Source organism: Nocardia sp. NBC_01388 (genome assembly GCF_045040085.1).
Taxonomy (GTDB): domain Bacteria; phylum Actinomycetota; class Actinomycetes; order Mycobacteriales; family Mycobacteriaceae; genus Nocardia.
Genome location: NZ_CP109553.1, coordinates 7311645 through 7337029 on the forward strand (window position 1 = coordinate 7311645; position 25385 = coordinate 7337029).

2 protein-coding genes (both cut by a window edge) are annotated in these 25385 nt (G+C 69.2%); both read left to right on the forward strand.

The features are described 5' to 3' along the window. Positions 1-698, forward strand: the final stretch of a protein-coding gene (locus OG716_RS34925; protein ID WP_405134593.1) for a non-ribosomal peptide synthase/polyketide synthase. The gene continues 17551 nt to the left of window position 1, outside the view; the window shows 698 of its 18249 coding nt (coding positions 17552-18249); its start codon lies beyond the left edge, outside the window; the stop codon is at positions 696-698. Continuing rightward, positions 698-25385 carry the 5' portion of a non-ribosomal peptide synthase/polyketide synthase gene (locus OG716_RS34930; protein WP_405134594.1) on the forward strand. 13658 nt of this gene lie beyond the right edge of the window, so only the first 24688 of its 38346 coding nucleotides appear in the window; it begins with the start codon at positions 698-700; its stop codon lies beyond the right edge, outside the window. The genes OG716_RS34925 and OG716_RS34930 overlap by 1 nt, the downstream gene beginning before the upstream one ends.

A 25385-nucleotide genomic window follows, 5' to 3' on the forward strand; every position in this document is an offset into this window, starting at 1 on the left:
CGCTGTTCCAGGTCATGTTCACCTTCCAGAACATGAACACCCCCGCGGTGGCGCTGCCCGGTCTCGAGGTCGAGGTGCTGGAGCCGGAGCTGACCGAAGCCAAGTTCGATCTGCAGCTCACCGGTATGGAGCGCTACGACGCGCAGGGCCGGGTCACCGGCCTGCGCATGCAGTTCGCCTATGCCACCGATATTTTCGAGGCAGCCACCATTCGCCTGATGGCGGGACGGCTGCTGCGGGTGCTCGACACCGTCGCCGGCGATCCGGCGATCGTGGTGCGCGCCATCGATATTCGTACCGATGCGGAACGCCCTCGCAGTGGGCAGTCCGCACGGTCGGTCGCATCGGAGTCCTCCGATGTGGCAGCGCACTCCGGCACCGGCGCCCCGCAGGCGCCCGCCGCGGTGCCACCGGCCGAGCTCCCGGCGCTGATCGCCGCCGCCGCCGAGCTCGCTCCCGGCGCGATCGCCGTCTCGCACGGCGAATACCGCGTCACCTACCGCGACCTAGCCGCCAAGATCGCCACCGTCGCCCGTGCCATGGGTGCGGCGGCGAAGCCGGAGGCACTGGTGAATGTCGCACTGGCCGGTTTGGTACCCGGCATCCTGGCCGCCCTCGGTGCGGGTGGCCTGTCCCAAGTCCTGCGGACGCTCTCGGGCGATGCGCAGGCACTGCTTTTGTCAGAAGGAGCCCTCTGATGTCCGGTGTGGAGTCGGTCGCAATCAGCCGGTTCGGTAACCAGGCGGCGCTGCGCAGCGCCTACGGTCTCGCCGATCTGCCGAATCTGATCGAGACGGTGGCGGCCTTGGAGCCGGACCGTATCGCGGTGCGGGGTGGGGATATTTCGGTCGGCTACGGTGCGCTGGCCGCTGAACTCGGCATGCTCGCCGAGGCCATGGGTGGTGCGCTGGAACCGGAGTCGCTGGTTCAGGTCGTCATTTCCGGTCAGCTGCCCGCCCTGATGGAGGGCGAGGAGGGCGCGCTCACCGCCGTCCTCGAGGACCTGCTGAACGATGCCGTCAAGGCCGCGGCCGCGGTGCTGTCGCCGCATCTGGCGCCGATCGAGACGCTGGCCTCGCTGTTCGAGGAGCAGGTGCGCCGCACCCCCGACGCGGTGGCGCTGCAGTTCGGCGGCGAGTCCCTGACCTACGCCGAATTCGATGCCCGCGCCAGTGCTCTGGCCCGGCGGCTGCTCACCGCCGGCGTCGGACCGGAGGTGCTGGTCGGCCTGGCCGTGCGCCGCTCCTTCGAACTGCTGGTCGGCATGTACGCCATCGTCAAGGCGGGCGGCGCGTACGTCCCGCTGGATCCGGATCACCCGGCCGAGCGCCTGTCCTATGTGCTGTCGGTGGCCAAACCCGCTGTCGTACTGACCACTACGGCCGATGAGCCGGACTTCGACACCGCCGTCCAGGTGCTGCGCATCGACGAATTCGAGCGCACCGCGACGGGCGCCGCGCTCTCGCCCACCGCGGATCACGATGTCGTGCAGGCGCATGCGGACAGCATCGCCTATGTCATCTTCACCTCGGGTTCCACCGGACGCCCGAAGGGCGTGGCGGTCTCGCACCGCGCGATCGTCGCGAATCTGCGCTGGCGCCAGCGCATGTACCGGTTGCACGAGGCCGACGCCGTGCTGCAGAAGACGCCCTTCACCTTCGACGTCTCGGTCTGGGAGTTCTTCTGGCCGCTGCAGGTCGGCGCGCGCCTGGTGATCGCCGAGCCGGAGGGTCACCGCGATCCGGCCTATCTGCTGCGCACCATTGCCGACTACGGCATCAGCATCGCCCACTTCGTGCCCTCCATGCTGTCGGTCTTCGTTGCTGCGCTGAACGAGGCGGACACGGAGCCCTACGTGGTTACGCAGGCTGCCGCCTCCGGGCTTGACGCGCCCGCCTGGGCCGCGCGTGACGGCGTATCCGATTCCCTCCGTGGCGTTTTCGCCTCCGGTGAGGCGCTGCCCGCCGCGACCGCCGCCGCCTTCCGCGATGTCAGCGGCGCCACCCTGCACAATCTGTACGGCCCGACCGAAGCCGCCGTCGACGTGACGGCGCACGAGGTCACCGCCGCCGATACCGTGCAGGTCCCGATCGGCGCGGCCGCCGATGACACCGATCTGCTCGTCCTCGACGACAATCTGGAGCCGGTCCCGGCCGGTGTGGTCGGCGAGCTGTACCTGGCCGGTGTGCAATTGGCCCGCGGCTATGTCGCCCGGGCGGCGCTGACCTCGGAGCGTTTTGTCGCCAATCCCGAGGGTGCGCCGGGCGATCGCATGTACCGCACCGGTGACCTGGTGCGCTGGACCCCCGCCCTGGACGGCGGCCCCAGCGAGCTGGAGTACCTGGGCCGCAGCGACTTCCAGGTGAAGCTGCGCGGCCTGCGCATCGAACTCGGCGAGGTCGAGGCGGCACTGCTGGATCACCAGCACGTAGCGCAGGCGGCCGTACTGCTGCACCGCACGGTGAGCGGCGATCACCTGGTCGGCTATGTGGTGCCCGCCGCCGGCGAGTTGGATACCGCGGCGGTGCTGGCGGCGTCGCGCGAGCGCCTGCCCGAGTACATGGTGCCGTCACTGCTCATGGTGCTGCCGGAGTTCCCGGTGAACCAGAGCGGCAAGCTGGACCGCCGGGCCCTGCCCGAGCCCGAATTCACCGACAGCGCAGCCGAATACCGCGAGCCCGAGACCACCGCGGAGGTGGCCGTGGCGGCCGTCTTCGCGAATCTGCTCGGCCTCGAGCGGGTCGGCGCCGAGGATGATTTCTTCGCCCTGGGCGGCAATTCGCTCATTGCCACCCGGGCCATCGCCCGGATCTCCGAGGCCCTGCGCATCACCCTGGATGTGCGCGACTTCTTCGATCGCCCGACCGTCGCCGCGCTCGCTCTGCTCGCGGAAGATCCGGTCGCACAGCACAATTCCGATGCCGCGCTGATCGGGCCGGCGGAATTCGACGCCGACCGCCCGGCGCTGGCCGCCGGCGCTCGCCCGGATCGGGTGCCGCTCTCGCCCGCTCAGCAGCGCATCTGGTTCCTCAACCGCTACGCGCACAGCGAATCCGGCACGGCCGCAGACGGTTTCGACCAGTCGGCGGTCGACAATATGCCGTTCGCGCTCCGGCTGCGCGGTGACCTGGACGTACCGGCACTAGCCGCTGCGGTCTCCGACCTGATCGAGCGGCACGAATCGCTCCGCACGTACTACCCGCAGACCCCTGCCGGTCCCGCCCAGGTCGTGCTGCCGTCCCTCGCGGTCGATCTGGCTCCGGTCGAGGTCGCCGAGAACGATCTTATCGCCGCCGTATTCGGCACGGCAGCAAAGGGATTCGACGTCGCGGCCGAGGTGCCGTTGCGAATGCGACTACTTCGGGTCGGTCCGGCCGACCATGTACTGGTGCTGGTGTTGCACCACATTGCCGGTGATGGTGTGTCCATGGGCCCGCTGGCCCGGGACCTGGTCATCGCCTATACCGCTCGGCAGGCCGGTGCCGCGCCCGGCTGGGCCCCGCTCGCGGTGCAGTACGCCGATTACGCGCTGTGGCAGCAGGCACTGCTCGGCGACGAGACCGATCCGGACTCGCTGGCAGCCCGCCAGCTCGAGTTCTGGGCACAGGAACTCGCGGAACTGCCCGCCCAGCTGGAACTTCCGCTGGATCACGCCCGCCCCGCCGTCTCCAGCTACCGCGGTGCCACCATCGAATTCGAGATCGGCGCGGAACTGCGCGCCGCCGTCGACCGGGTCGCTGCCGCCTGTCAGGCCACCCCGTTCATGGTGCTGCACGCCGCGCTCGCGGCGCTGCTGGCCCGGCTCTCCGGCTCCGCCGATATCGCCATCGGCATTCCGGTCGCCGGCCGCGGCGATGCCGCCCTGGACGACCTCATCGGCATGTTCGTCAATACCCTGGTGCTGCGCACCGAGGTGGACGGCGCGGCCTCCTTCACCGATCTGGTCGCGCACGCTCGCCAGCGTGACCTGAGCGCCTTCGCGCACCGCGAGGTGCCGTTCGAGCGCCTGGTCGAGGTGCTCAATCCGGCCCGCGCGCAGAACCGGCATCCGCTGTTCCAGGTGGCGCTGTTCATGCAGAACCTGGGGGAGCAGAGCCTGCTGCTGCCCGGTGTGGACGCCGAGGTGTTCGACTTCGAGACCGGTGTCGCCAAATTCGATCTGCAGCTGACGATCTCGGATCGCGACGAGGCGTACAGCGCCGCCTTCACCTACGCCACCGACCTGTTCGACGCCGCCACCGTGCACGAGTTCGCGGCCAAATTCACCCGGCTGCTGACCGCCGCGACCGCCGCCGCCGATCGCCCGGTGGGCGATATCGAACTGCTGGACGCCGGCGAATTCGACTATGTCACCGCGAGCTGGAATGCCAGCGGCCACCGGGTCTCCGACCTCTATCTGCACGAGGGCTTCGATGGCCAGGAGCGCCGGACCCCGCAGGCCACCGCGCTCATCTTCGGTGCCACCGAACTCACCTACGCCGAATTGTCCGAGCGCGCCAACCGATTGGCCCGGCTGCTGATCGAGTCCGGCGTTGGCCCGGAATCGCAGGTTGTGCTGGGCATGGCCCGCTCGGTCGAGCTGATCGTCGCCATGTACGCGATACTGCGCGCCGGCGGCGCCTACGTGCCGATCGATCCGAGTCATCCGGCCGAGCGCATCGGTCATATTCTCGGCACGGCCCACCCGCACGTCGTGCTGACCACTCGCGCCGACGGGTTCACCCTGCCCGAAACCGCCGACGTGCCACTGCTTTACGTGGACGAGCTGGACCTGTCCGGCTACCCGGCCACCCGCATCGACGATCGCGCCCGCCGCGCCGCGCTGCACCCGGACCATCCCGCCTACGTGCTGTTCACCTCCGGCTCCACCGGCAAGCCCAAGGGCGTCGCGGTCACCCACCGCGCCATTGCCAATCAGCTGGCCTGGATGCAGGCCGAATACGGTGTGAACCGGTCCGATGTGTACCTGCAGAAGACCGCCACCACCTTCGACGTCTCGCTGTGGGGCTACTTCCTGCCGCTGCGCACCGGCGCCACCATGGTGCTGGCCACCCCCGACGGCCACCGCGACCCTCGATATGTGGCGGAAACCATTGCCCGGCACGGTGTTACGCTCACCGACTTCGTACCGTCCATGCTGACGGTCTTCGCCATGCACGCCCAGCGCGCCGAACTCGATTCGCTGCGCGATGTTTTCGTCATCGGCGAGGCGCTGCCGCCGGAGACGGTGGCGGCCTTCCGCGCGGTCAGCGGCGCCGGTCTGCACAATCTGTACGGCCCCACCGAGGCCGCGGTGTCCATCACCTTCCGCGAAGCCCTCGATAGCGACACCGCGACCGTCCCGATCGGCGAGCCCGAGTGGAATTCGCAGGTCTACGTGCTGGATTCACGCCTGCGCCCGGCGCCGATCGGCGTGGCGGGTGAGCTCTACCTGGCGGGCGTGCAGCTGGCCCGCGGCTATTTCGGCCGGGTCGATCTGAGCTCCGACCGGTTCGTCGCCAACCCGTTCACCCCTGGTGAGCGCATGTACCGCACCGGCGACCTGGTCAAGTGGTCCGCCGAGGGTGAACTGGTCTACCTGGGCCGCATCGACTTCCAGGTCAAATTCCGCGGCCAGCGCATCGAACTCGGTGAGATCGAGACCGTCCTGCTGGCCCATCCGGCGGTGAGCCAGGCCGTGGTGCTGGTCGCCGATACCGCCACCGGCCAGCAGCTGGTCGGCTACGTGGTGCCCGCGCCGGGCCGCACGGTGGACACCGCCGAACTCCTCCGCGCCGCCGCCGGCCAGCTGCCGTCCTACATGATCCCGGCCGCCGTGCTGGTCCTGGATGCCTTCCCGCTGAACTCCTCGGGCAAGCTGGATCGAAAGGCCCTGCCGGAAGCGGTATTCGGCGCCGACGACGCCGGCTTCCGGGCCCCGCGCACCCCGGCCGAGGAGATCGTGGCCGGTATCTTCGCCGATATCCTCGGCGTACGGCGGATCGGCGCCGACGACGACTTCTTCGCCCTGGGCGGCAACTCGCTGGTCGCCACCCAGGTGGTGGCCCGGGTATCGGCGGCCTTCGGCGCCCGGATCGGGGTGCGCGCCCTGTTCGAGTCCCCGACCGTGGCCGGTCTCGCGGCCCGCGCCGCGACCGCCGGGCACCCCGCCGACCAGCGGCTCCCGCTGACCGCCCAGCCGCGTCCGGAACTGCTGCCGCTGTCCGCGGCGCAGCAGCGCATGTGGTTTCTCAACCAGTTCGACACCGCCGCACCGACATACAACCTGCCCTTCGTGGTCCGCCTGCGCGGCCGCGTGGACCTGGATGCGCTGCGCACCGCCGTGCTGGATGTGGTGCGGCGTCAGGAATCGCTACGCACCCTGTTCCCGGAATCCGTGGACGGCGGTCACCAGGTGGTGCTTCCGATGACGGAGGTCGATCTCGATCTCGCCGTGCGCCCGGTATCCGTGCCCGAAGTGGATTCGGCGGTGGCGGAATTCGCCGCGCGCGGCTTCGACGTCGCTCGTGAGCTGCCCCTCCGAGTGCGCTTCTATCAGGTCGCCGCCGACGAGTATGCGATCGCCTTCGTCGTGCATCACATTGCGGCGGACGGCTTCTCGTTCGGTCCGCTGGTGCGCGAACTGACCGCGGCCTACCTGGCACGAGCGAACGGCGAAGCCCCGCAGTGGAGCCCGCTGCCCGTGCAGTACGCCGACTACGCGCTGTGGCAGCGCGCCGTGCTGGGCGACGAGCACGACCCCGACTCCACTTTCTCCCGCGAAATCGCCTACTGGCAGCAGACTCTCGCGGAACTGCCCGAAGAGCTGAATCTGCCCCTCAGTCACCCCCGGCCGCAGGAGGCCAGCTACCGGGGCGGGCGCATCGGTTTCACCATCGATGCCGACCTGCACCGAGCGGTCGCGGCCCTGGCCCGCGCCGAGGGCGTCACCGTCTTCATGCTCATGCACGCGGCGCTGTCGGTGCTGCTGTCCCGGCTGTCCGGCGATGCGGATATCGCCGTCGGCACGCCGATCGCCGGCCGCGGCGAACAGCAGCTCGACGATCTGATCGGCGTGTTCATCAATACCCTGGTGCTGCGCACCCGGGTCGAGGGCGGCGATACCTTCACCGAACTGCTCTCCCGCACCCGCGAAACCGATCTGTCCGCCTTCGCGCACGCCACCCTGCCGTTCGAGCGCCTGGTGGAGATCCTCGAGCCGGCCCGCTCGCAGGCCCGGCACCCGCTGTTCCAGGTCATGCTGTCCTTCCAGAACTCGGGCCCCGCCGCAGCGGAGCTACCCGGCCTGACCGTCAGCGGCGTCGACCTGCCGCTGGACACCGCCAAGTTCGACCTGCAACTGGTGCTCACCGAACAGCACGACGGCGCGCCGTCCGGCATCACCGCCGAACTCATCTACGCCACCGATCTTTTCGACGCCCCCGCCATGGCGATTTTCACGCAGCGCTTCGAGCGACTGCTGGAAGCCGTTACGGCACAGCCTGATCGCGCCGTCGGCGATATCGACCTGCTCGATGACCACGAGCGCCACCTTGTCCGGCGCGACTGGAATCGGACCGCATTCGGTGTGGGCGAGGAGATCGGCAAGCGAGTCGAGACGGCCTACGACAAGAAGGCCGACCTGGCCGGGGCGCATATACTGGAACGTCAATTCGTCGATGCGCTGCGCGTTGTCGAGACCGGCGATGCCGCACACACGCTCGTCTCGCTGTTCGAGGCGCAGGCCGCGCGTACTCCGGACGCGACCGCCCTCAGCTTCGAGGGGTCAGGTCTGTCCTACGGCGAGTTCGCCGGGCGCGTACATCAGCTGGCGCGCAAGCTGATCGAGGCCGGTGTCGGCCCGGACAGTCTGATCGCGCTGGGTATTCGCCGTTCGCTGGATCTGGTCGTCGCCATGTACGCGGTGGTCGAGGCGGGTGGCGCGTATGTACCGCTGGACCTGGATCAGCCTGCGGACCGCATTGCCTACGTGCTCGACACGGCCAACCCGGTCTGCGTGCTGACGACAGAGCGCGACGGGTTCACCCACGCGAGCGTTTCGGTGCTCGCGATCGATTCGCTCGAGCTGTCGGCGTACTCGGATGCTCCGCTGACCGATGCGGATCGCCTTGCGCCGCTGCGGCCTTCGAACACCGCCTATGTCATCTTCACCTCGGGTTCGACCGGTCGCCCGAAGGGTGTGGCGGTCACCCACGCGGCGATTGTCAACCGGCTCATCTGGATGCAGTCGGAGTACGGCCTGACTGCCGATGATGTGGTGTTGCAGAAGACTCCGGCGACCTTCGATGTGTCGGTGTGGGAGTTCTTCTGGCCCTTGCAGATCGGTGCGCGCCTGGTTGTGGCCAAGCCCGGCGGTCATGGCGATCCGGTGTATCTGGCGGAAGTCATTGCCGGAGAAGGCGTCACCACCACGCACTTCGTGCCGTCCATGATGGCCGTCTTTGTCTCTGAGCCCGCCGCCGCCGAATGCGCGAGCCTGCGACTGGTCTTCTCCTCCGGTGAGGCTTTGCCCGCGACCACTGCACAGCAGTTGCGGTCGCTCACCGGTGCGGCGCTGCACAATCTGTACGGTCCGACCGAGGCCGCGGTCGATGTGACCTATCACCAGGTCGTCGATGCTGATATCGAGACGGTGCCGATCGGCCGTCCGGTCTTCAATACCCAGGTCTACGTGTTGGATTCGCGTCTGCACCCGGTCGCGCCGGGTATGGCGGGTGAGCTCTATCTCGCGGGTGTGCAGTTGGCGCGCGGTTATGTGGCGCGTGCGGATCTGAGTTCGGATCGGTTTGTGGCGAACCCGTTCACGCCGGGTGAGCGGATGTACCGCACCGGTGACCTGGTGGTCTGGACCGCGACCGGTGAGCTGGAGTACTTGGGCCGCACCGATTTCCAGGTGAAGTTGCGTGGTCTGCGGATCGAGCTCGGCGAGATCGAGGCTGCCCTCACCGCACATGATTCGGTCGCGCAGGCCGTTGTGGTGTTGCGTTCGGATGCTCGTACCGGTGATCAGCTGGTCGGCTATGTGGTTCCGGCCGATGGTTCGGTGGATGTGGACGCGCTGCGCGCCCACCTGTCGGAGCAGTTGCCCTCGTACATGGTTCCGGCCGCGTTCGTGGCCGTGGGTGCGTTCCCGCTCAATGCGAACGGCAAGCTCGATCGTCGCGCTTTGCCCGAGCCGGAGTTCGCTGCTCGCGAGTTCCGTGCTCCGGCAACTCCTGCCGAGGAAGTTGTCGCCGCGGTCTTCACCGAGGTGCTCGGTCTCGAGCTCCCGGTGGGTGCCGAGGACGAGTTCTTCGAGCTGGGTGGCAACTCGCTCATCGCGACTCAGGTTGTCGCTCGACTCGGTGCGGCTCTCGATACCCGGGTGCCGGTGCGCACGCTGTTCGATGCCCCGACCGTCGCCGCTTTGGCGGCCCGCATGGAAGCGCAGCAGGGCACCGGCAGTCGCCGTGAACTGGTGGCGCAGGAGCGTCCGGACGAGGTTCCGCTGTCGTTGGCGCAGCAGCGTATGTGGTTCCTGAACCGTTTCGACACCGCTTCGGCTGTGAACAACATCCCGCTCGCGGTCCGCCTCACCGGCGACCTCGACGTCCAGGCGCTGGCGCTGGCCGTAGGCGATCTCATCGACCGTCACGAGGTGCTACGCACCGTCTACCCCCAGACCGCGCAGGGCCGTGGCGTGCAGGTCATCCTGCCGTCCGGACCGGTTGCCGACGGCCTGGGCTTGGCACCGGTCGACGTCACCGAGCGCAACCTCGAGGCCGCGCTGACCCCGCTGCTCACCGCGGGCTTCGACGTGACCGCCGCGGCTCCGGTGCGTACCGGCCTGTTCCGGGTCACCGACGCCGAACAGCCCGTGCACGTCCTGGTTTTCGTGGTGCACCACATCGCCGCCGACGGCTGGTCGCTGGCCCCGCTCGCCCGCGAGATCATGACCGCCTATGCGGCCCGTGCGAATGGCGCGGCGCCGCAGTGGAACCCACTGCCCGTGCAGTACGCCGACTACGCGCTGTGGCAGCGCGAGGTGCTCGGCTCCGAGGAGGATCCGAGCTCGCCGATCGCACAGCAGATCGACTACTGGACCCGCGGCCTGGACGGTCTGCCCGAACAGCTCGATCTGCCCTCCGATCGCCCGCGCCCCGCGGTGGCCTCCAATCACGGTGCCGTGCACCGTTTCTCGCTGGAGTCCGATCTGGCCGAGGCGCTCGACCGCCTAGCCCGAACCCAGGGCGCCAGCCGGTTCATGGTGGTGCACGCGGCTTTCGCGACACTGCTGTCGCGGCTGTCCGGCTCCGCCGATATCGCCATCGGCACCGTGGTCGCCGGCCGTGGTGAGGCCCTGCTCGACGAGGCCATCGGCATGTTCGTCAATACCCTGGTGCTGCGCACCGAACTCGATACGGCCGAAAGCTTCACCGGCCTGCTGGCCCGCACCAAGGACACCGATCTGGCCGCCTTCGGCCACGCCGATCTGCCGTTCGAGCGCCTGGTGGAGATTCTCAGCCCGGTCCGCTCGCAGGCCCGGCACCCGCTGTTCCAGGTGCTGCTGTCCTTCCAGAACACCGGCGCCACCGCGTTCACCCTGCCGGGCCTCGCGGTGGACGGGGTGCCCTTCGACACCGCCACCGCGAAGTTCGATCTGCAGCTGAATATGACCGACGATGCCGCCGGCGGCATCGTCGCCGAATTCACCTATGCCACCGATATGTTCGACGCCGGCACCATTGCGCTGTGGGCCGAGCGCCTGGTCCGCATCCTGGATGCGGTGGCCGCCGATCCGGCCGCCGCCGTCGGCGATATCGAACTGCTCGACGCCGCCGAATACAGTCTGCTGCTGGATGTCTGGAACACCACCGCGCACGAGTGGGCCGATTCCGCCACCCTGATCTCGCTGTTCGAGGAGCAGGCGGCGCGCACTCCGCTGCGGACCGCGCTGGTATTCGAGGGCACGCCCGAGCTGACCTACGCCGAGTTCTCCGCGCGGGTGCACCGGCTGGCCCGGCACCTGATCGCCGCGGGCGTCGGCCCGGAAAGCCTGGTCGCCCTGGGCATGCGGCGCTCCATCGACCTCGTTGTCGGCATGTACGCCGTCATCGCGGCCGGTGCGGCGTATGTGCCGCTGGATCCGGATCATCCGGCCGATCGCATCGGCCATGTCCTCGATACCGCCCGGCCGGTGTTCGTGCTGACCTCCGGCGCGGATCTGGATTCGAGCATCGAGCGGCAGCTCCGGATCGACCTGCTGGACGTGTCCGGATACGCCGCCGGGCCGCTGCGCGATGCGGACCGCATCGCACCGCTGCGCCCGGACAACACCGCCTACGTCATCTTCACCTCCGGTTCCACCGGCCGCCCCAAGGGCGTCGCGGTATCGCACGCGTCCATCGTGAACCGCCTGCGCTGGCTGCAGCAGGCGCATGTCGCTCTCGACGAGAGCGATCGACTGCTGCAGAAGACGCCGGTCACCTTCGATGTCTCGGTGCCCGAGTTCTTCTGGCCGCTGCAGGTCGGCGCCCGACTGGTACTGGCCCGCCCCGACGGTCATACCGATCCGGCCTATCTGTCCGAGCTGATTTGCCGCGAAGGCATCACCTCCGCCCACTTCGTCCCGTCGATGCTGGCGGTCTTCGTCACCGAACCCAAAGCCGCACGGTGTAATTCGCTGCGTCACGTGTTCTGCTCCGGTGAGGCACTGCCTGCCGCGGCCGCCCGCCGCATGTGGGAATTGACCGGTGCGCGGGTGCACAACCTGTACGGCCCCACCGAGGCCGCGGTCGAGGTCACCTTCCGTGAATTCATGCTCGGGGACGCCGATTTCGTGCCTATGGGCCGCCCGGTCTGGAACACCCGGGTGTACGTGCTGGATTCGCGTCTGCACCCGTCGCCGCTCGGTGTTCCGGGTGAGCTGTACCTGTCCGGCGTGCAGTTGGCGCGCGGCTACCTGCGCCGCGCCGACCTCACCGCCGATCGGTTCGTCGCGGACCCTTTCCACCCGGGCGAGCGCATGTACCGCACCGGTGACCTGGTGCAGTGGAGTGCCGCCGGTGAACTGGAATACCTGGGCCGCACCGACTTCCAGGTCAAGCTGCGCGGTCAGCGCATCGAGCTGGGCGAGATCGAGACCGCGCTCACCGCACAGGACGCCATCGCCCAGGCCGTGGTGGTGCTGCGCACCGATGAGCGACTCGGCGATCAGCTCGCCGCCTATGTGATTCCGGCCGCCGGCCACCTCGTCGATATCGACGAGGCACGGACGGCGCTGGCGGAATCCCTGCCCGGCTACATGATTCCGGCCGCCTTCGTGGTGCTGGACGCCTTCCCGCTGAACATCTCGGGCAAGCTGGATCGAAATGCCCTGCCCGCGCCGGTATTCGAGGCCAAGGTCTTCCGCGCGCCGACGACCCCGATCGAGGAGATCGTGGCGGGCACCTTCGCCGATGTGCTCGGCATCGAGCGGGTCGGCCTCGACGACGACTTCTTCGAACTGGGCGGCAATTCGCTGGTCGCCACCCAGGTCACGGCCCGCCTGGCCGCCGCACTGCGCGCCGATCTCGGTGTGCGCGTGCTCTTCGAAGCGCCGACCGTAGCGGCGCTGGCCGCCCGTGCGGAGGAAGCCGCCGGTACCGGTGGCCGGGCGCCGCTGGTGGCGCGTCCGCGCCCCGAAATGCTGCCATTGTCCCCGGCGCAGCAGCGCATGTGGTTCCTCAACCGCCTCGATCCGGAGTCGGCGGTCAATAATATTCCGCTGGCCGTGCGTCTTTCCGGCGATCTCGAGGTGGCGGCCCTGCGCCGCGCCATCGGTGATGTGGTGGACCGGCACGAGGTGCTGCGCACCGTCTACCCGGCCACCGCCGACGGCCGCAGCACCCAGGTGGTGCTTCCCACCGGCCAGCGCCTTCCGGGTCTGGAACCGGTCACGGTCACCGAAGCCGAACTGGCCGAGCGTATTTCCGAACTGGTCACGGTCGGTTTCGATCTCACCACCGCGATTCCGATGCGCGTGGCGCTGTTCCGCCTCGCGGACACCGGCACTGCGACAGCCGAACATATTCTGGTCTTCGTCCTGCACCACATCAGCGGTGACGGCTGGTCGCTGGGTCCGCTGACCCGGGATCTGATGACCGCCTATGCTGCCCGTGCCGAAGGCGCTGTGCCGCAGTGGAATCCGCTGCCGGTACAGTATGCCGACTACGCACTGTGGCAGCAGCGGGTCCTGGGCTCCGAGGACGATCCGGAATCGCTCGCCGCCCGCCAGCTCGACTACTGGACGCAGGCCCTGACCGGTCTGCCGGACGAGCTGCGGCTGTCCACCCGGCCGCGTCCGGCCGTCGCCTCCTACCGCGCCGGTGCGCGCCTGTTCGCACTGCCCGCCGACGTGGTGGCCGGTCTGAACCGGGTGGCGCAGCAGCACGGCGCGACCCTGTTCATGGTGGTGCACAGTGCTTTCGCCGCCCTGCTCGCCCGGCTCTCCGGCGGCGAGGACATTGCCGTCGGCGTTCCGGTCGCGGGCCGCGGTGACCGCGCGCTCGACGATATGGTCGGCATGTTCGTCAATACGCTGGTGCTACGCGCGCAGGTGCGCACCGGTGAATCCTTCGCCGACCTGCTGAGCCGGGTGCGCGAACACGACCTGCGGGCCTTCGCCTATGCGGAGGTGCCCTTCGAGCGCCTGGTGGAGGTGCTCGACCCGCCCCGCTCGCAGGCCCGGCACCCGCTCTTCCAGGTCATGCTGACCTTCCAGAATCAGAGCGTCGCCGCCCTGGAGCTGCCCGGTCTCGCCGTCTCCGGCGTGGACCTGGACCAGCAGTCGGCCAAATTCGACCTGCAGCTGACCCTCTCGGACGCTGAATCCGGCATGGCGGCCGAACTCACGTACGCCGCCGAGCTTTTCGACGATCACTTCGCGACCGCCTTCGGGCGGCGCTTCGTCCAGGTGCTCGCCGCCGTCGCCGCCGATCCGTCCGTGGCCATCGGCGATCTCGAACTGCTCGACGCCGCCGAGCGCGCACTGGTCGTGACCGACTGGAACGACACCGCCGTGCACTGGGATTCGGTCTTCACCGAGCGCAATTCCGCTGCCTCGACCCTGGTTTCGCTCTTCGAGGCACAGGTGCTGACCAGCCCCGATGCACCTGCCCTCGAATTCGAGGGGACAGTTCTGTCCTACGGCGAGTTCGCCGCCCGGGTGCACCGCCTGGCGCGCTGGCTGATCGCCGAGGGCGTCGGACCGGAATCCTTTGTGGCGCTCGGTATGCGGCGCTCCCTCGACCTGGTGGTCGGTATGTACGCGGTCACCGTCGCCGGTGGCGCGTATGTGCCGCTGGATCCGGAGCACCCGGCAGCGCGCACCGAAGATATGCTCGCCACCGCGGATCCGGTATGCGTGCTGACCTCCGGTGCCGATCTGGACGTCGACACCGCGCAGGTCCGCATCGATCTGCTCGATCTGACCGGCTACTCCGCGGCGCCGCTGGGCAATGCGGATCGCCGTGCGCCGCTGCGAGATTCGAATACCGCGTACGTCATCTTCACCTCCGGTTCGACGGGCCGCCCGAAGGGTGTGGCGGTGCCGCACTCGGCGATCGTCAACCGTTTGGTGTGGATGCAGTCCGAGTACGGGCTGACCGCCGCCGATATCGTGTTGCAGAAGACCCCGGCCACCTTCGATGTCTCGGTGTGGGAGTTCTTCTGGCCGTTGCAGATCGGCGCCAAGCTGATCGTCACCACGCCGGACGGCCACCGCGACCCGGCCTACCTGGCCGGCCTCATCGCCCGCGCGGGCGTGACGGTCACGCACTTCGTGCCGTCGATGCTGTCGGACTTCCTTGCGGGGGCGGCGGCTGCCGAGTGCACCGGCCTGCGCCTGGTGTTCACCTCCGGTGAGGCGCTCACGCCCGAGCCGGCCCAGCGTCTGCGTGCGATCACCGGCGGCGAGCTGCACAACCTGTACGGCCCGACCGAAACCGCCGTCGATGTCACGTACCACGAGGTCACCGCCGCCGACACGGCCTCGGTGCCGATCGGTTCTCCGGTCTTCAATACCCAGGTGTACGTGCTGGATTCGCGCCTGCGCCCGGCTCCCGTGGGCGTCACGGGTGAGCTCTATCTCGCCGGTGATCAGCTCGCGCACGGCTACGTCGCCCGCGCCGATCTGACCTCGGATCGCTTCGTGGCCAACCCCTTCGGTGACAGCGCCCGCATGTACCGCACCGGCGACCTCGCCGTCTGGAACTCGGATGGCGAACTGGAATACTTGGGCCGCAATGATTTCCAGGTCCAGCTGCGCGGTATGCGGATCGAACTCGGGGAGATCGAGGCCGCGCTGCTGCGCTGCCCCGGTGTCCGCCGGGCCGTCGTGGTGGTGCGGCCGGAGGAGCAGATCGGCGATCGGCTCATCGGCTATGCGGTCCCCGATAGCGGTGTCGCTCTCGATTCCCGCGCGCTTCGCGACCGGCTGGCCGAATTCCTCAGCGCCGATATGGTTCCCGACGCCCTGGTGATCATCGACGAGCTGCCGCTCACCCCGAACGGCAAGCTGGACCGCGGCGCGCTGCCCGCACCGGAATTCGTCCCGCTGGAAGTCACGGTGCCCCTCACCGCGACCGAGCGGCTGATCGCCGATACCTTCACCGTGCTGCTCGGTCTCGACGAGCCGGTCGGCGCCGACGATGTGTTCTTCAAGCTCGGCGGCAACTCGCTCATCGCCACCCAGCTGGCCGCCCGCCTCGGCAAATCGATCGGCGTGGAAGTCCCGCTGCGCACCATCTTCGAGGCCGCCACCGTGCGCGCCCTGGCGGTGCGGCTCACCGACCTGAGCGCGAATGCCGCCCCGGCGATCGCCCCGCTCGTCCCGCAGCAGCGCGGTGACCTCATCCCGCTGTCGATCGCCCAGCAGCGCATGTGGTTCCTCAATCGTTTCGATGTGGGCAGTGCCGCGACCTCCTACAACATTCCGTTCGCGCTGCGCCTGACCGGCACGCTGGATGTGCCCGCCCTGCAGGCCGCGGTCACGGATCTGATCGCCCGCCACGAAACCCTGCGCACCCTGTATCCGGAGCACGACGGCGAGGCCACCCAGGTGGTGCTGCCCGCCGGGACCCGGCTGGTGGATCTGGCGCCCGAAACCGTCACCGCCGCCGAACTGCCCGCGGTGGTGGATGCCGTGGCGAACACCGTCTTCGATGTCACGGTGGAGGTGCCGCTGCGGATCCGGCTGCTCCGGCTGGCCGACGACGAGCACGTGCTGCTGTTCGTGGTGCATCACATCGCCTCCGACGGCTGGTCCCTGGCCCCGCTCACCCGGGATCTGGCCACCGCGTACGTGGCGCGCGCCGCGGGCGGCGCGCCCGATCAGGCGGCGCTGCCGGTGCAGTACGCCGACTTCGCCATCTGGCAGCGCGCGACGCTCGGCAGCGTGACGGACCCGGATTCCGAGCTGGCGCAGCAGCTGCGCTTCTGGACCGGCGCTCTGGCCGGTGCCCCGGATCTGCTCGCCCTGCCCGCGGACCGCCCGCGGCCGCCCGTGGCGACCGGTCGCGGCGGCAGCGTCAGCGGCCACCTGGACGCCGAATTGCACGCCGCCGTACTGGAATTCGTCGCCGCACAGGGCGTGACCCTGTTCATGGTGCTGCACGCCGCGCTGGCCGTACTGCTGGCGCGACTGTCCGGTACCAGCGATATCGTCATCGGCACTCCGGTCGCGGGTCGCGGTGAGGAGGCGCTCGACGATCTGGTCGGCATGTTCGTCAATACCCTGCTGCTGCGCACCGAGGTGCGACCCGATATGCCGCTGGGCGAGCTGCTCGACCTGGTGCGCGCCACCGATGTGGCCGCCTTCGATCACGCCGCGGTGCCCTTCGAGACCCTGGTCGATGCGCTGAATCCGGTGCGCTCGCAGGCGCATTCGCCGCTCACCCAGGTGACGCTGACGCTGCAGAACATGGCCCGGGCCGACTTCCAGCTGAACGATCTGGCCATCGCACCGGTCGAAATCGACATCAGCACAGTGCAATTCGATGTCGACTGGACGTTGTGGGAGAACACCGCGGCCGACGGCACGCCTGCCGGTCTCGATGTGCACCTCGTGTACGCGCTGGACCTGTTCGACGAGTCCACCGTTACCGAGTTCCTGACCGGCTACGAGCGGGTGCTGCGCGCGCTCGTCGCCGATACCCGCGTCCCCGCCGGCGATGTCGAGCTCATGTCGCCCACCGAGCGCGGCATGCTGCTGGTGGACCGCAATGCCACCGTCCGCCCGCTGCCCCGCGAAACGCTCGCCGATCTGCTCGACGCCCGGGCGGCGCAGGACCCGGACACCGTCGCCCTGATCTTCGAGGGCGATACCCGCACCTACGCCGAACTCGCCGATCGGGCGAATCGTCTTGCGCGCCAACTTGTCTCGGCAGGCGTCGGTCCGGACGACATTGTCGGCGTCACCGCGCAGCGCTCCTTCGATATGGTCGTCGCCCTGTTCGCCGTGGTGCAGGCGGGCGCGGCCTACGTTCCGGTCGATCCGGCGTATCCGGCCGACCGCCTGATGCATGTGCTGAACACCTCGAACACCACCCTGGTGCTCTCGGTCGGCGGTGCGGCGCTGCCCGAGCTCCACGGCGTGCGGGTGGTCGAGGTCGACGGGCTGGACCTGTCGGACCTGTCCGCCGCCCCGCTCACCGATGCCGACCGGCGCGGCGCACTGCGCCCGGACAATCTCGCCTACGTGCTGTTCACCTCCGGCTCGACCGGCCTGCCCAAGGGCGTGGCCACCAGCCACCGCGCGATCATGAACCAGCTGCGCTGGCTCGAATCCCGCTACCGGGTCACCGGCGCGGACCGCATCATGCAGCGTGCGCCGCTGAGCTTCGACGTCTCGGTGTGGGAGTGCTTCCTGCCCGCGCTTGTCGGTGCGCCGCTGGTGATTCCGCGTCCCGGCGGTCATCAGGACCTGGACTACCTGGCCGACCTCATGCGCGAGTACGGCGTCACCATCGCCGAACACGTGCCGTCGGTGCTGGCCGCACTGGTCGCCGAGGGCCGCGGCGATGCGCTGCGCTCGTTCCGGCATCTGCACACCGGTGGTGAGGCGCTGCCCGCCGAACTGCTCGGCCAGCTGCGCGCCCACGTCGGCGGCTCCGTGCACAATGCGTACGGCCCCACCGAAGCGGCGATTTCCACCATCTACCACGAGTTCTCGGATGCGGATCCGGAGTTCGAGGTCGCCATCGGCCGCCCGAACTGGAACACCCGCGCCTATGTGCTCGACGCCCGCTGCCGTCCGGTACCGACCGGTGTCACGGGTGAGCTCTATCTGGCCGGCGATCAGCTGGCGCGCGGCTACCAGGGCCGCGGCTCGCTCAGCGCGGAACGCTTTGTCGCGGACCCGTTCGGCGTACCCGGCACCCGCATGTACCGCACCGGCGACCTGGTGCGCTGGAACCGCAATGGCGATCTGGTGTACCTGGGCCGCAACGATTTCCAGGTGAAGCTGCGCGGTCAGCGCATCGAGCTCGGCGAGATCGAGGCCGCCCTGCTGGCCGCGGACGGTGTCGCCAATGCCGCCGTGCTGCTGGCCAAGGACAGCGCCGGCACCGACTGCCTCGTCGGATACATCTCCGGCGCACCGGATTCCGGCAGTCCGCTCACCGCCGAGACGGTGCTGGCCCAGGCCCGCACCCGGCTGCCCGCCTATATGACGCCCGCACATCTGGTCGTCCTGGATCGTATGCCGCTCACCACCGTCGGCAAGCTCGACCGCAAGGCCCTGCCGCAGGTCGAGTTCACCGCCGCCACGGTGCCCTACCGGGCGCCGCGCGAAGGTGCGGAAGCCGTGCTGGCCACCGTCATCGCCGATCTGCTCAGCAGCGGCCCGATCGGCGCCGACGACGACTTCTTCGGCCGGGGCGGCAATTCGCTGCTGGCCATGCGCCTGGTCGCCCGCACCAATGCGGCGCTGGGCTGTGAGCTGAGCGTCCGCGAGGTGTTCGAGGCCCCGACCGTCGCCGAGCTGGCCGTGCGCGCCACCCGGCCGGGCGCGCCCGCCGTGCCGCTGGCCCCGCGCCCGCGTCCGGAGCGAATCCCGCTGTCGCTGGCGCAGACCCGAATGTGGCTGCTCAACCGCCTGGATGCGGAATCGCCGGTCTACAACATCCCGTCCGCCATCAAGCTCACCGGTGATCTGGATGTGCCCGCACTGCGGGACGCCTTCCTGGATGTACTGGAGCGGCACGAATCGCTGCGCACCCTCTTCCCGGAGGATGCCGACGGCCCGCGGCAGGTCGTGCACTCCGTCACGGAGCTGAACCTGCCGGAGCTCACCGCGCTCGACACCACCGATATGGCCGCCGCGGTCGCCGCATTCCTGGACCACGGTTTCGATCTGCGCACCGAGGCGCCGGTCCGTGTAACGCTGCTGCGCTCCGCCGATCCGGAGCTGTCCGTTCCGGAGTACGCGCTGGTCGTGGTGACGCACCACATTGCCGCCGACGGTGTCTCCACCGCACCGCTGGCCCGCGATCTCATGGTCGCCTACGCCGCCCGCACGGCGGGCCAGGCTCCGCAGTGGGCGCCGCTGCCGGTGCAGTACGCCGATTTCACGCTCTGGCAGCACCAGGTGCTCGGCGATGCCGCCGATCCGGAATCGGTGCTGGGCAAGCAGATCGTGCACTGGCGCACCGAACTGGCCGGGCTGGATCCGCTGCTGGAGCTGCCCGCCGATCGGCCCCGCCCGGCGGTGGCCAGTGGTCGCGGTTCCGCCTTCGCCTTCGAAATCCCCGCCGCCGCCACCGCGGATATCGCGGAACTTGCTCGCCGCCAGGGTGTTTCGACCTTCATGGTGGTGCACGCCGCCTACGCCGCCCTGCTCTCACGCCTGGCGCGCACCGAGGATGTGGTCATCGGCACCCCGATCGCCGGGCGCTCCGAACAGGCTCTCGACGATATGGTCGGCATGTTCGTCAACACCCTGGTGCTGCGCACCCGGGTGGCGCCGGACGCCTCCTTCGCGCAGTTGCTCGGCGCCGTCCGCGACACCGATGTGCGGGCCTTCGCCAATGCCGATCTGCCGTTCGAGCGCCTCGTGGACGAATTGAATCCGGTGCGCTCGCAGGCCTATTCGCCGATCGTGCAGGCGCTGCTCACCTTCGAGCACCGCGACGACAGCGTGCTGGTGCTGCCCGGACTCGAGGTCGCGGCGTTCCCGATGGAGAACGTGGGCGCCCAGTTCGACATCTCGCTGGCCCTGACCGAGGGGGCGGCGGACGGCGGCACCGCGCTGTACGCGGTGCTGCGCTACGCCACCGATCTCTTCGACGTCGCCACCATGCGGGAGTTCGCCGACCGGTTCACCCGCATTCTGCGCGCCGCTGTCGCCGATCCGGCGCTGCCGGTGGGCGAGATCGAACTGCTGGAGACCGCCGAGCGTTCGCGAATGCTGCTGGACTGGAACGAGACCCGCTACCCGGTCGCGCCCGAGCTGCTGCTCGACGGCTACCGGCGTGCGGTCGCGCAGTACCCGGACTCGGTCGCGGTTGTCTACGAGGGCGCACAGCTGACCTACGCCGAATTCGACGCACGGGTCAATCAGCTGGCACGCCTGCTGATTTCGCAGGGTGTCGGTGCGGAGTCCCTGGTGGGCTTGGCCATTCGCCGCTCGCTGGATCTCGTGGTCGGCATGTACGCGATCGTCACCGCCGGTGGCGCCTGGGTCCCGCTGGATCCCGATCACCCGGCCGAGCGCATCGCGCACATTCTCGACACCGCCCAGCCCGCCTGCGTGCTGTCCACGACCGCCGATGCGGTGCCGGTGTCCGACAGCACCCCGGTGCTCTTCCTGGACACGGTTGCGCTGGAAGGCTTCTCGACCACGCCGGTCACCGCGGACGAGCTCCTGCGCCCGGTTCGCGCGGACAACCCGGCGTACGCCATCTTCACCTCGGGTTCGACGGGCCGCCCCAAGGGTGTGGCCGTCTCGCACGGCGCGATTCACAACCAGACCGCCTGGATGCTCGCCGAATTCCCCATGGGTCCGCGGGACGTCTACTTCCAGAAGACCGCGACCACGTTCGACGTCTCGCTGTGGGGCTACTTCATGCCGCTGCGCAGTGGTTCGACCCTGGTCGTGGCCACCCACGACGGTCACCGCGATACCGGCTATATTGCCGAAACCATTGCGGCGCAAGGCGTGACGGTCACCGACTTCGTGCCGTCGATGCTGACGGTGTTCGCCGCGCAGACCGCCGCCGGCACGCTGCCGACACTGCGGGACGTCTTCGTCATCGGTGAGGCGCTGCCGCCGGAGACGGTGAACGCCGTGCTCGCGCTGGGTGACGGCATCAAGGTGCACAACCTGTACGGCCCGACCGAGGCCGCCGTCTCGATCACCTACTGGCAGGCCGAGGGCGACGATGTCCGATCGGTGCCGATCGGTCTGCCGCAGTGGAACTCCCGCGTCTTCGTGCTGGATTCGCGGCTGCGCCCGGTTCCGGCCGGGGTGCCGGGCGAGCTCTACCTCGCCGGTGATCAACTGGCGCGCGGCTATGTGCGCCGTCCCGATCTGACGTCGGATCGGTTCGTGGCCAACCCCTTCGAGCCCGGCGCCCGCATGTACCGCACCGGCGACCTGGTGGTGTGGCGTGCGGCCGACGGCGCTCGCTCCGAGCGCCTGGAGTACATCGGCCGCACCGATTTCCAGGTGAAGCTGCGCGGTCAGCGCATCGAGCTCGGTGAGATCGAAACCGCGCTCATCGCCATCGATTCCGTCACCCAGGCGGTGGTGGTGGCCCGCAGCCATGACCGGCTGGGCGATCAGCTGGTCGCCTACCTGGTCTCCGATCAGGGCGCGAACCTGTCCCTGGACCACGTGCGCGCACAGCTCGCCGAGGTCCTGCCGCCGTACATGGTGCCCGCCGCCTTCGTGGCGCTGGACGCCTTCCCGCTCAACTCCTCCGGCAAGCTGGATCGAAAGGCCCTGCCGGAACCGGAGTTCCAGGCCACCTCCTACCGGGCGCCCGCCACGGCGGCCGAACGCGCGGTCGCCGAGATCATTGCCGACCTGCTCGGTGTCGAGCGTGTCGGCGCGGACGACGACTTCTTCGCTCTCGGCGGCAACTCGCTCATGGGTACCCGCCTGGTGGCCCGCCTGGGCGCGGCTCTGAACGCCGATATTCCGATGCGCCTGCTGTTCGAGGCGCCCACCGTCGCCGCGCTGGCGGCCCGCGCCGCCCAGCGTCAGGGCGGCTCGGAGCGTCCGGTGCTGGCCGCGGCCGCGCGCCCGGATCTGGTGCCGCTCTCACCGGCACAGCGCCGCATCTGGTTCCTGAACCGGTTCGATCCGCTGGAGACGGTCAATAACATCCCGATCGTGCTGCGGCTCACCGGCGACGTGGACACCGCCGCCCTGAGCGCCGCCCTGCTCGATGTGGTCGATCGGCACGAGACGCTGCGCACCGTGTACCCGGAGCTCGACGGCATCGGCTACCAGCGGATTCTGCCGCGCGGCTTCCTGCCGGCGGTCACCCGCTTCACCGGCGCCGATCTCGCGGCGGAACTGTCCGCGCTGGTGATGACCCCCTTCGACGTGACCTCGGAGGCGCCACTGCGCATCGGTGTCGGCACGCTCTCCGAGCGGGAGTTCGTACTGGCCCTGGTGGTGCACCATATTGCCGCCGACGGTTTCTCCATGGCCCCGCTGGCCCGGGACATCGCCCTGGCCTACCTGGCTCGCACCACCGGCGCCGATCCGCAGTGGCACCCGCTGCCGGTGCAGTACGCCGATTACGCGCTGTGGCAGCAGCAGCTGCTCGGCGCCGAGGACGATCCGGAATCGGTGGCGGCACAGCAGCTGAACTACTGGCGCGAGGCGCTCGGCGGCCTGCCCGCACAGCTCGAGCTGCCGGCCGACCGGCCGCGCCCCCCGGTCGCCTCGAATGCGGCCGCAGCGCTTGTCGTACCGCTGGATCCGGCCCTGCGCGCCGCTGTCGCGACGGTCGCGGACCGGTACGAGTCCACCGAGTTCATGGTGCTGCACGCCGCGCTCGCGGTACTGCTGGCCCGCTTGTCCGGCAGCGGCGATATCGCCATCGGCGCACCGGTCGCCGGTCGTGGTGAGGCGGCCCTGGACGCGCTGATCGGCATGTTCGTCAACACTCTGGTGTTGCGACTGCAGGTTTCGGAATCCGAGCCCTTCAGCGCCGTGCTCGGCCGGGCCCGCACCGCCGATCTGGCGGCCTTCGACCACGCCGAGGTGCCGTTCGAACGCCTGGTGGAGGTGCTCGACCCGCCGCGCTCGGCGGCCCGGCACCCGCTGGTCCAGGTGGTGCTGGCGGTGCAGAACTTCGACCCGATCACCGTGCGACTGCCCGGTATCGAGGTCGACGGCTACGACTTCGATTACGAGAGCAGCAAATTCGATCTGCAGGTGACGGTGGCGGACGACGCCGTTCGTTTCACCTACGCCACCGATCTCTTCGACGCCGCCACCATCGAGGTGCTGGCCCGCCGGCTCGAGCAGGTGCTGACCGCCGTCACGGCCGATCCCGCCGTCATCGTCGGCGATATCGAACTGCTGAGCATTGCCGAGCAGCAGCGGGCGCTGTACGAATGGTCCAGTGCCGGTGTGGATCTCGCCGGAGCCGGTACCATCGCGGACCGCTTCGCCACCGCCGCGCTGCTCGATCCGCAGGCGGTCGCGGTACGCGCCGGTGCGGTCACCCTGACCTATGCCGAGCTGGACGCCAGGTCAAACCGGCTGGCCCGCCTGCTGATCGCCTCGGGTGTCGGCCCGGAATCGCTGGTGGCCGTGGCCCTGCCGCGCACCGCCGACCTGGTGGTCGCGCTGCTGGCGGTGGTGAAGGCCGGTGGTGGTTATCTGCCCATCGACCCCAACTACCCGGCCGATCGCATTGCGTACGTGATCGATCACGCCAGCCCGGTGTGCGCGATCAGCAGTGCGGCAGCCGATCTGCCCGCGGACTGGTTCGACGGCCTCGTCCTCGATCTCGATACCGCGGACCTCGACGGCGGTGATGCCGCACCGATCACCGACGCGGATCGCCTGGCGCCGTTGGCCGATGGCAATACCGCCTACGTCATCTACACCTCCGGTTCGACCGGCCGCCCCAAGGGCGTTGTCATTCCGCACCGGAATGTGGTGCGGCTCTTCGACAATTCGCAGCAGCACTACGAGTTCGGCGCGTCGGACGTGTGGACCATGTTCCACTCCTACGCCTTCGACTTCTCGGTCTGGGAGCTGTGGGGCGCGCTGCTCTACGGCGGCAGCGTCGTGGTGGTCGACTACTTCACCTCGCGCTCGCCCGAGCAGTTCCGGGAACTGCTTGCCGCACAGCGGGTCACGGTGCTCAGCCAGACGCCGTCGGCGTTCTATCAGCTCATTGCCGCCGATGCCGAAGCCGGTGACGATCTCGCCCTGCGCTACGTGATCTTCGGTGGTGAGGCGCTCGAACCGCAGCGCCTGCGGCCGTGGTTCGACCGGCATCCGCAGACCCCGGCGCTGGTGAATATGTACGGCATCACCGAGACCACGGTGCACGTCTCGTACCGCCCGATCACCGCCGAGACCGGTTCCGCCAGCGTCATCGGCGGAGCTCTGCCCGGTTTGACGGTGCGCGTGCTGGATTCGCGCCTGCGCCCCGTCCCGGTGGGCGTGCCCGGCGAGCTCTACGTCTCCGGCGGACAGTTGGCGCGCGGCTACCTGAACCGTCCCGATCTGACCGCCGTCCGCTTCGTCGCCGATCCGTACGGCCCCGCCGGATCCCTCGCCTACCGCACCGGCGATGTCGCGCGCTGGACGGCCACCGGTGATCTGGAGTACCTCGGCCGCGCCGACCAGCAGGTGAACCTGCACGGCTTCCGCATCGAGCTCGGCGAGATCGAAGCGGCCCTGCTGGCCGAGACCGGTATTCGCGAGGCCGCGGTCATCGTGCGGCACGACGAATCCCTCGGCGAGGACCGCATTGTCGGCTATGTGGTCGCCACCGGCGATCTCGATGCGGCCGCACTGCGTCAGGCCGTCTCGCTGCGACTGCCCGAGTACATGGTCCCGTCTGCCATCGTCGCGGTGGACCGGATTCCGCTGACCGTCAACGGCAAGCTCGACCACGCGGCGCTGCCCGCCCCGGTGTTCGAAGCCACCGCCTACCGGGCGCCCCGCACCGCTGCCGAACAGGCGGTGGCCGCGGTCTTCGCCGAGGTCCTCGGCCTCGAGCAGGTCGGTCTGGACGACGACTTCTTCGCGCTTGGCGGCAATTCGCTCATCGCCACCCGGGTGCTCTCCCGCATCGGCGAGCGGCTGGGGCAGCGCATTCCGGTGCGCCTGCTCTTCGAGGCCGGTACGGTGCACGCCCTGGCCGCGCGACTCGGCGGCGACGATACGA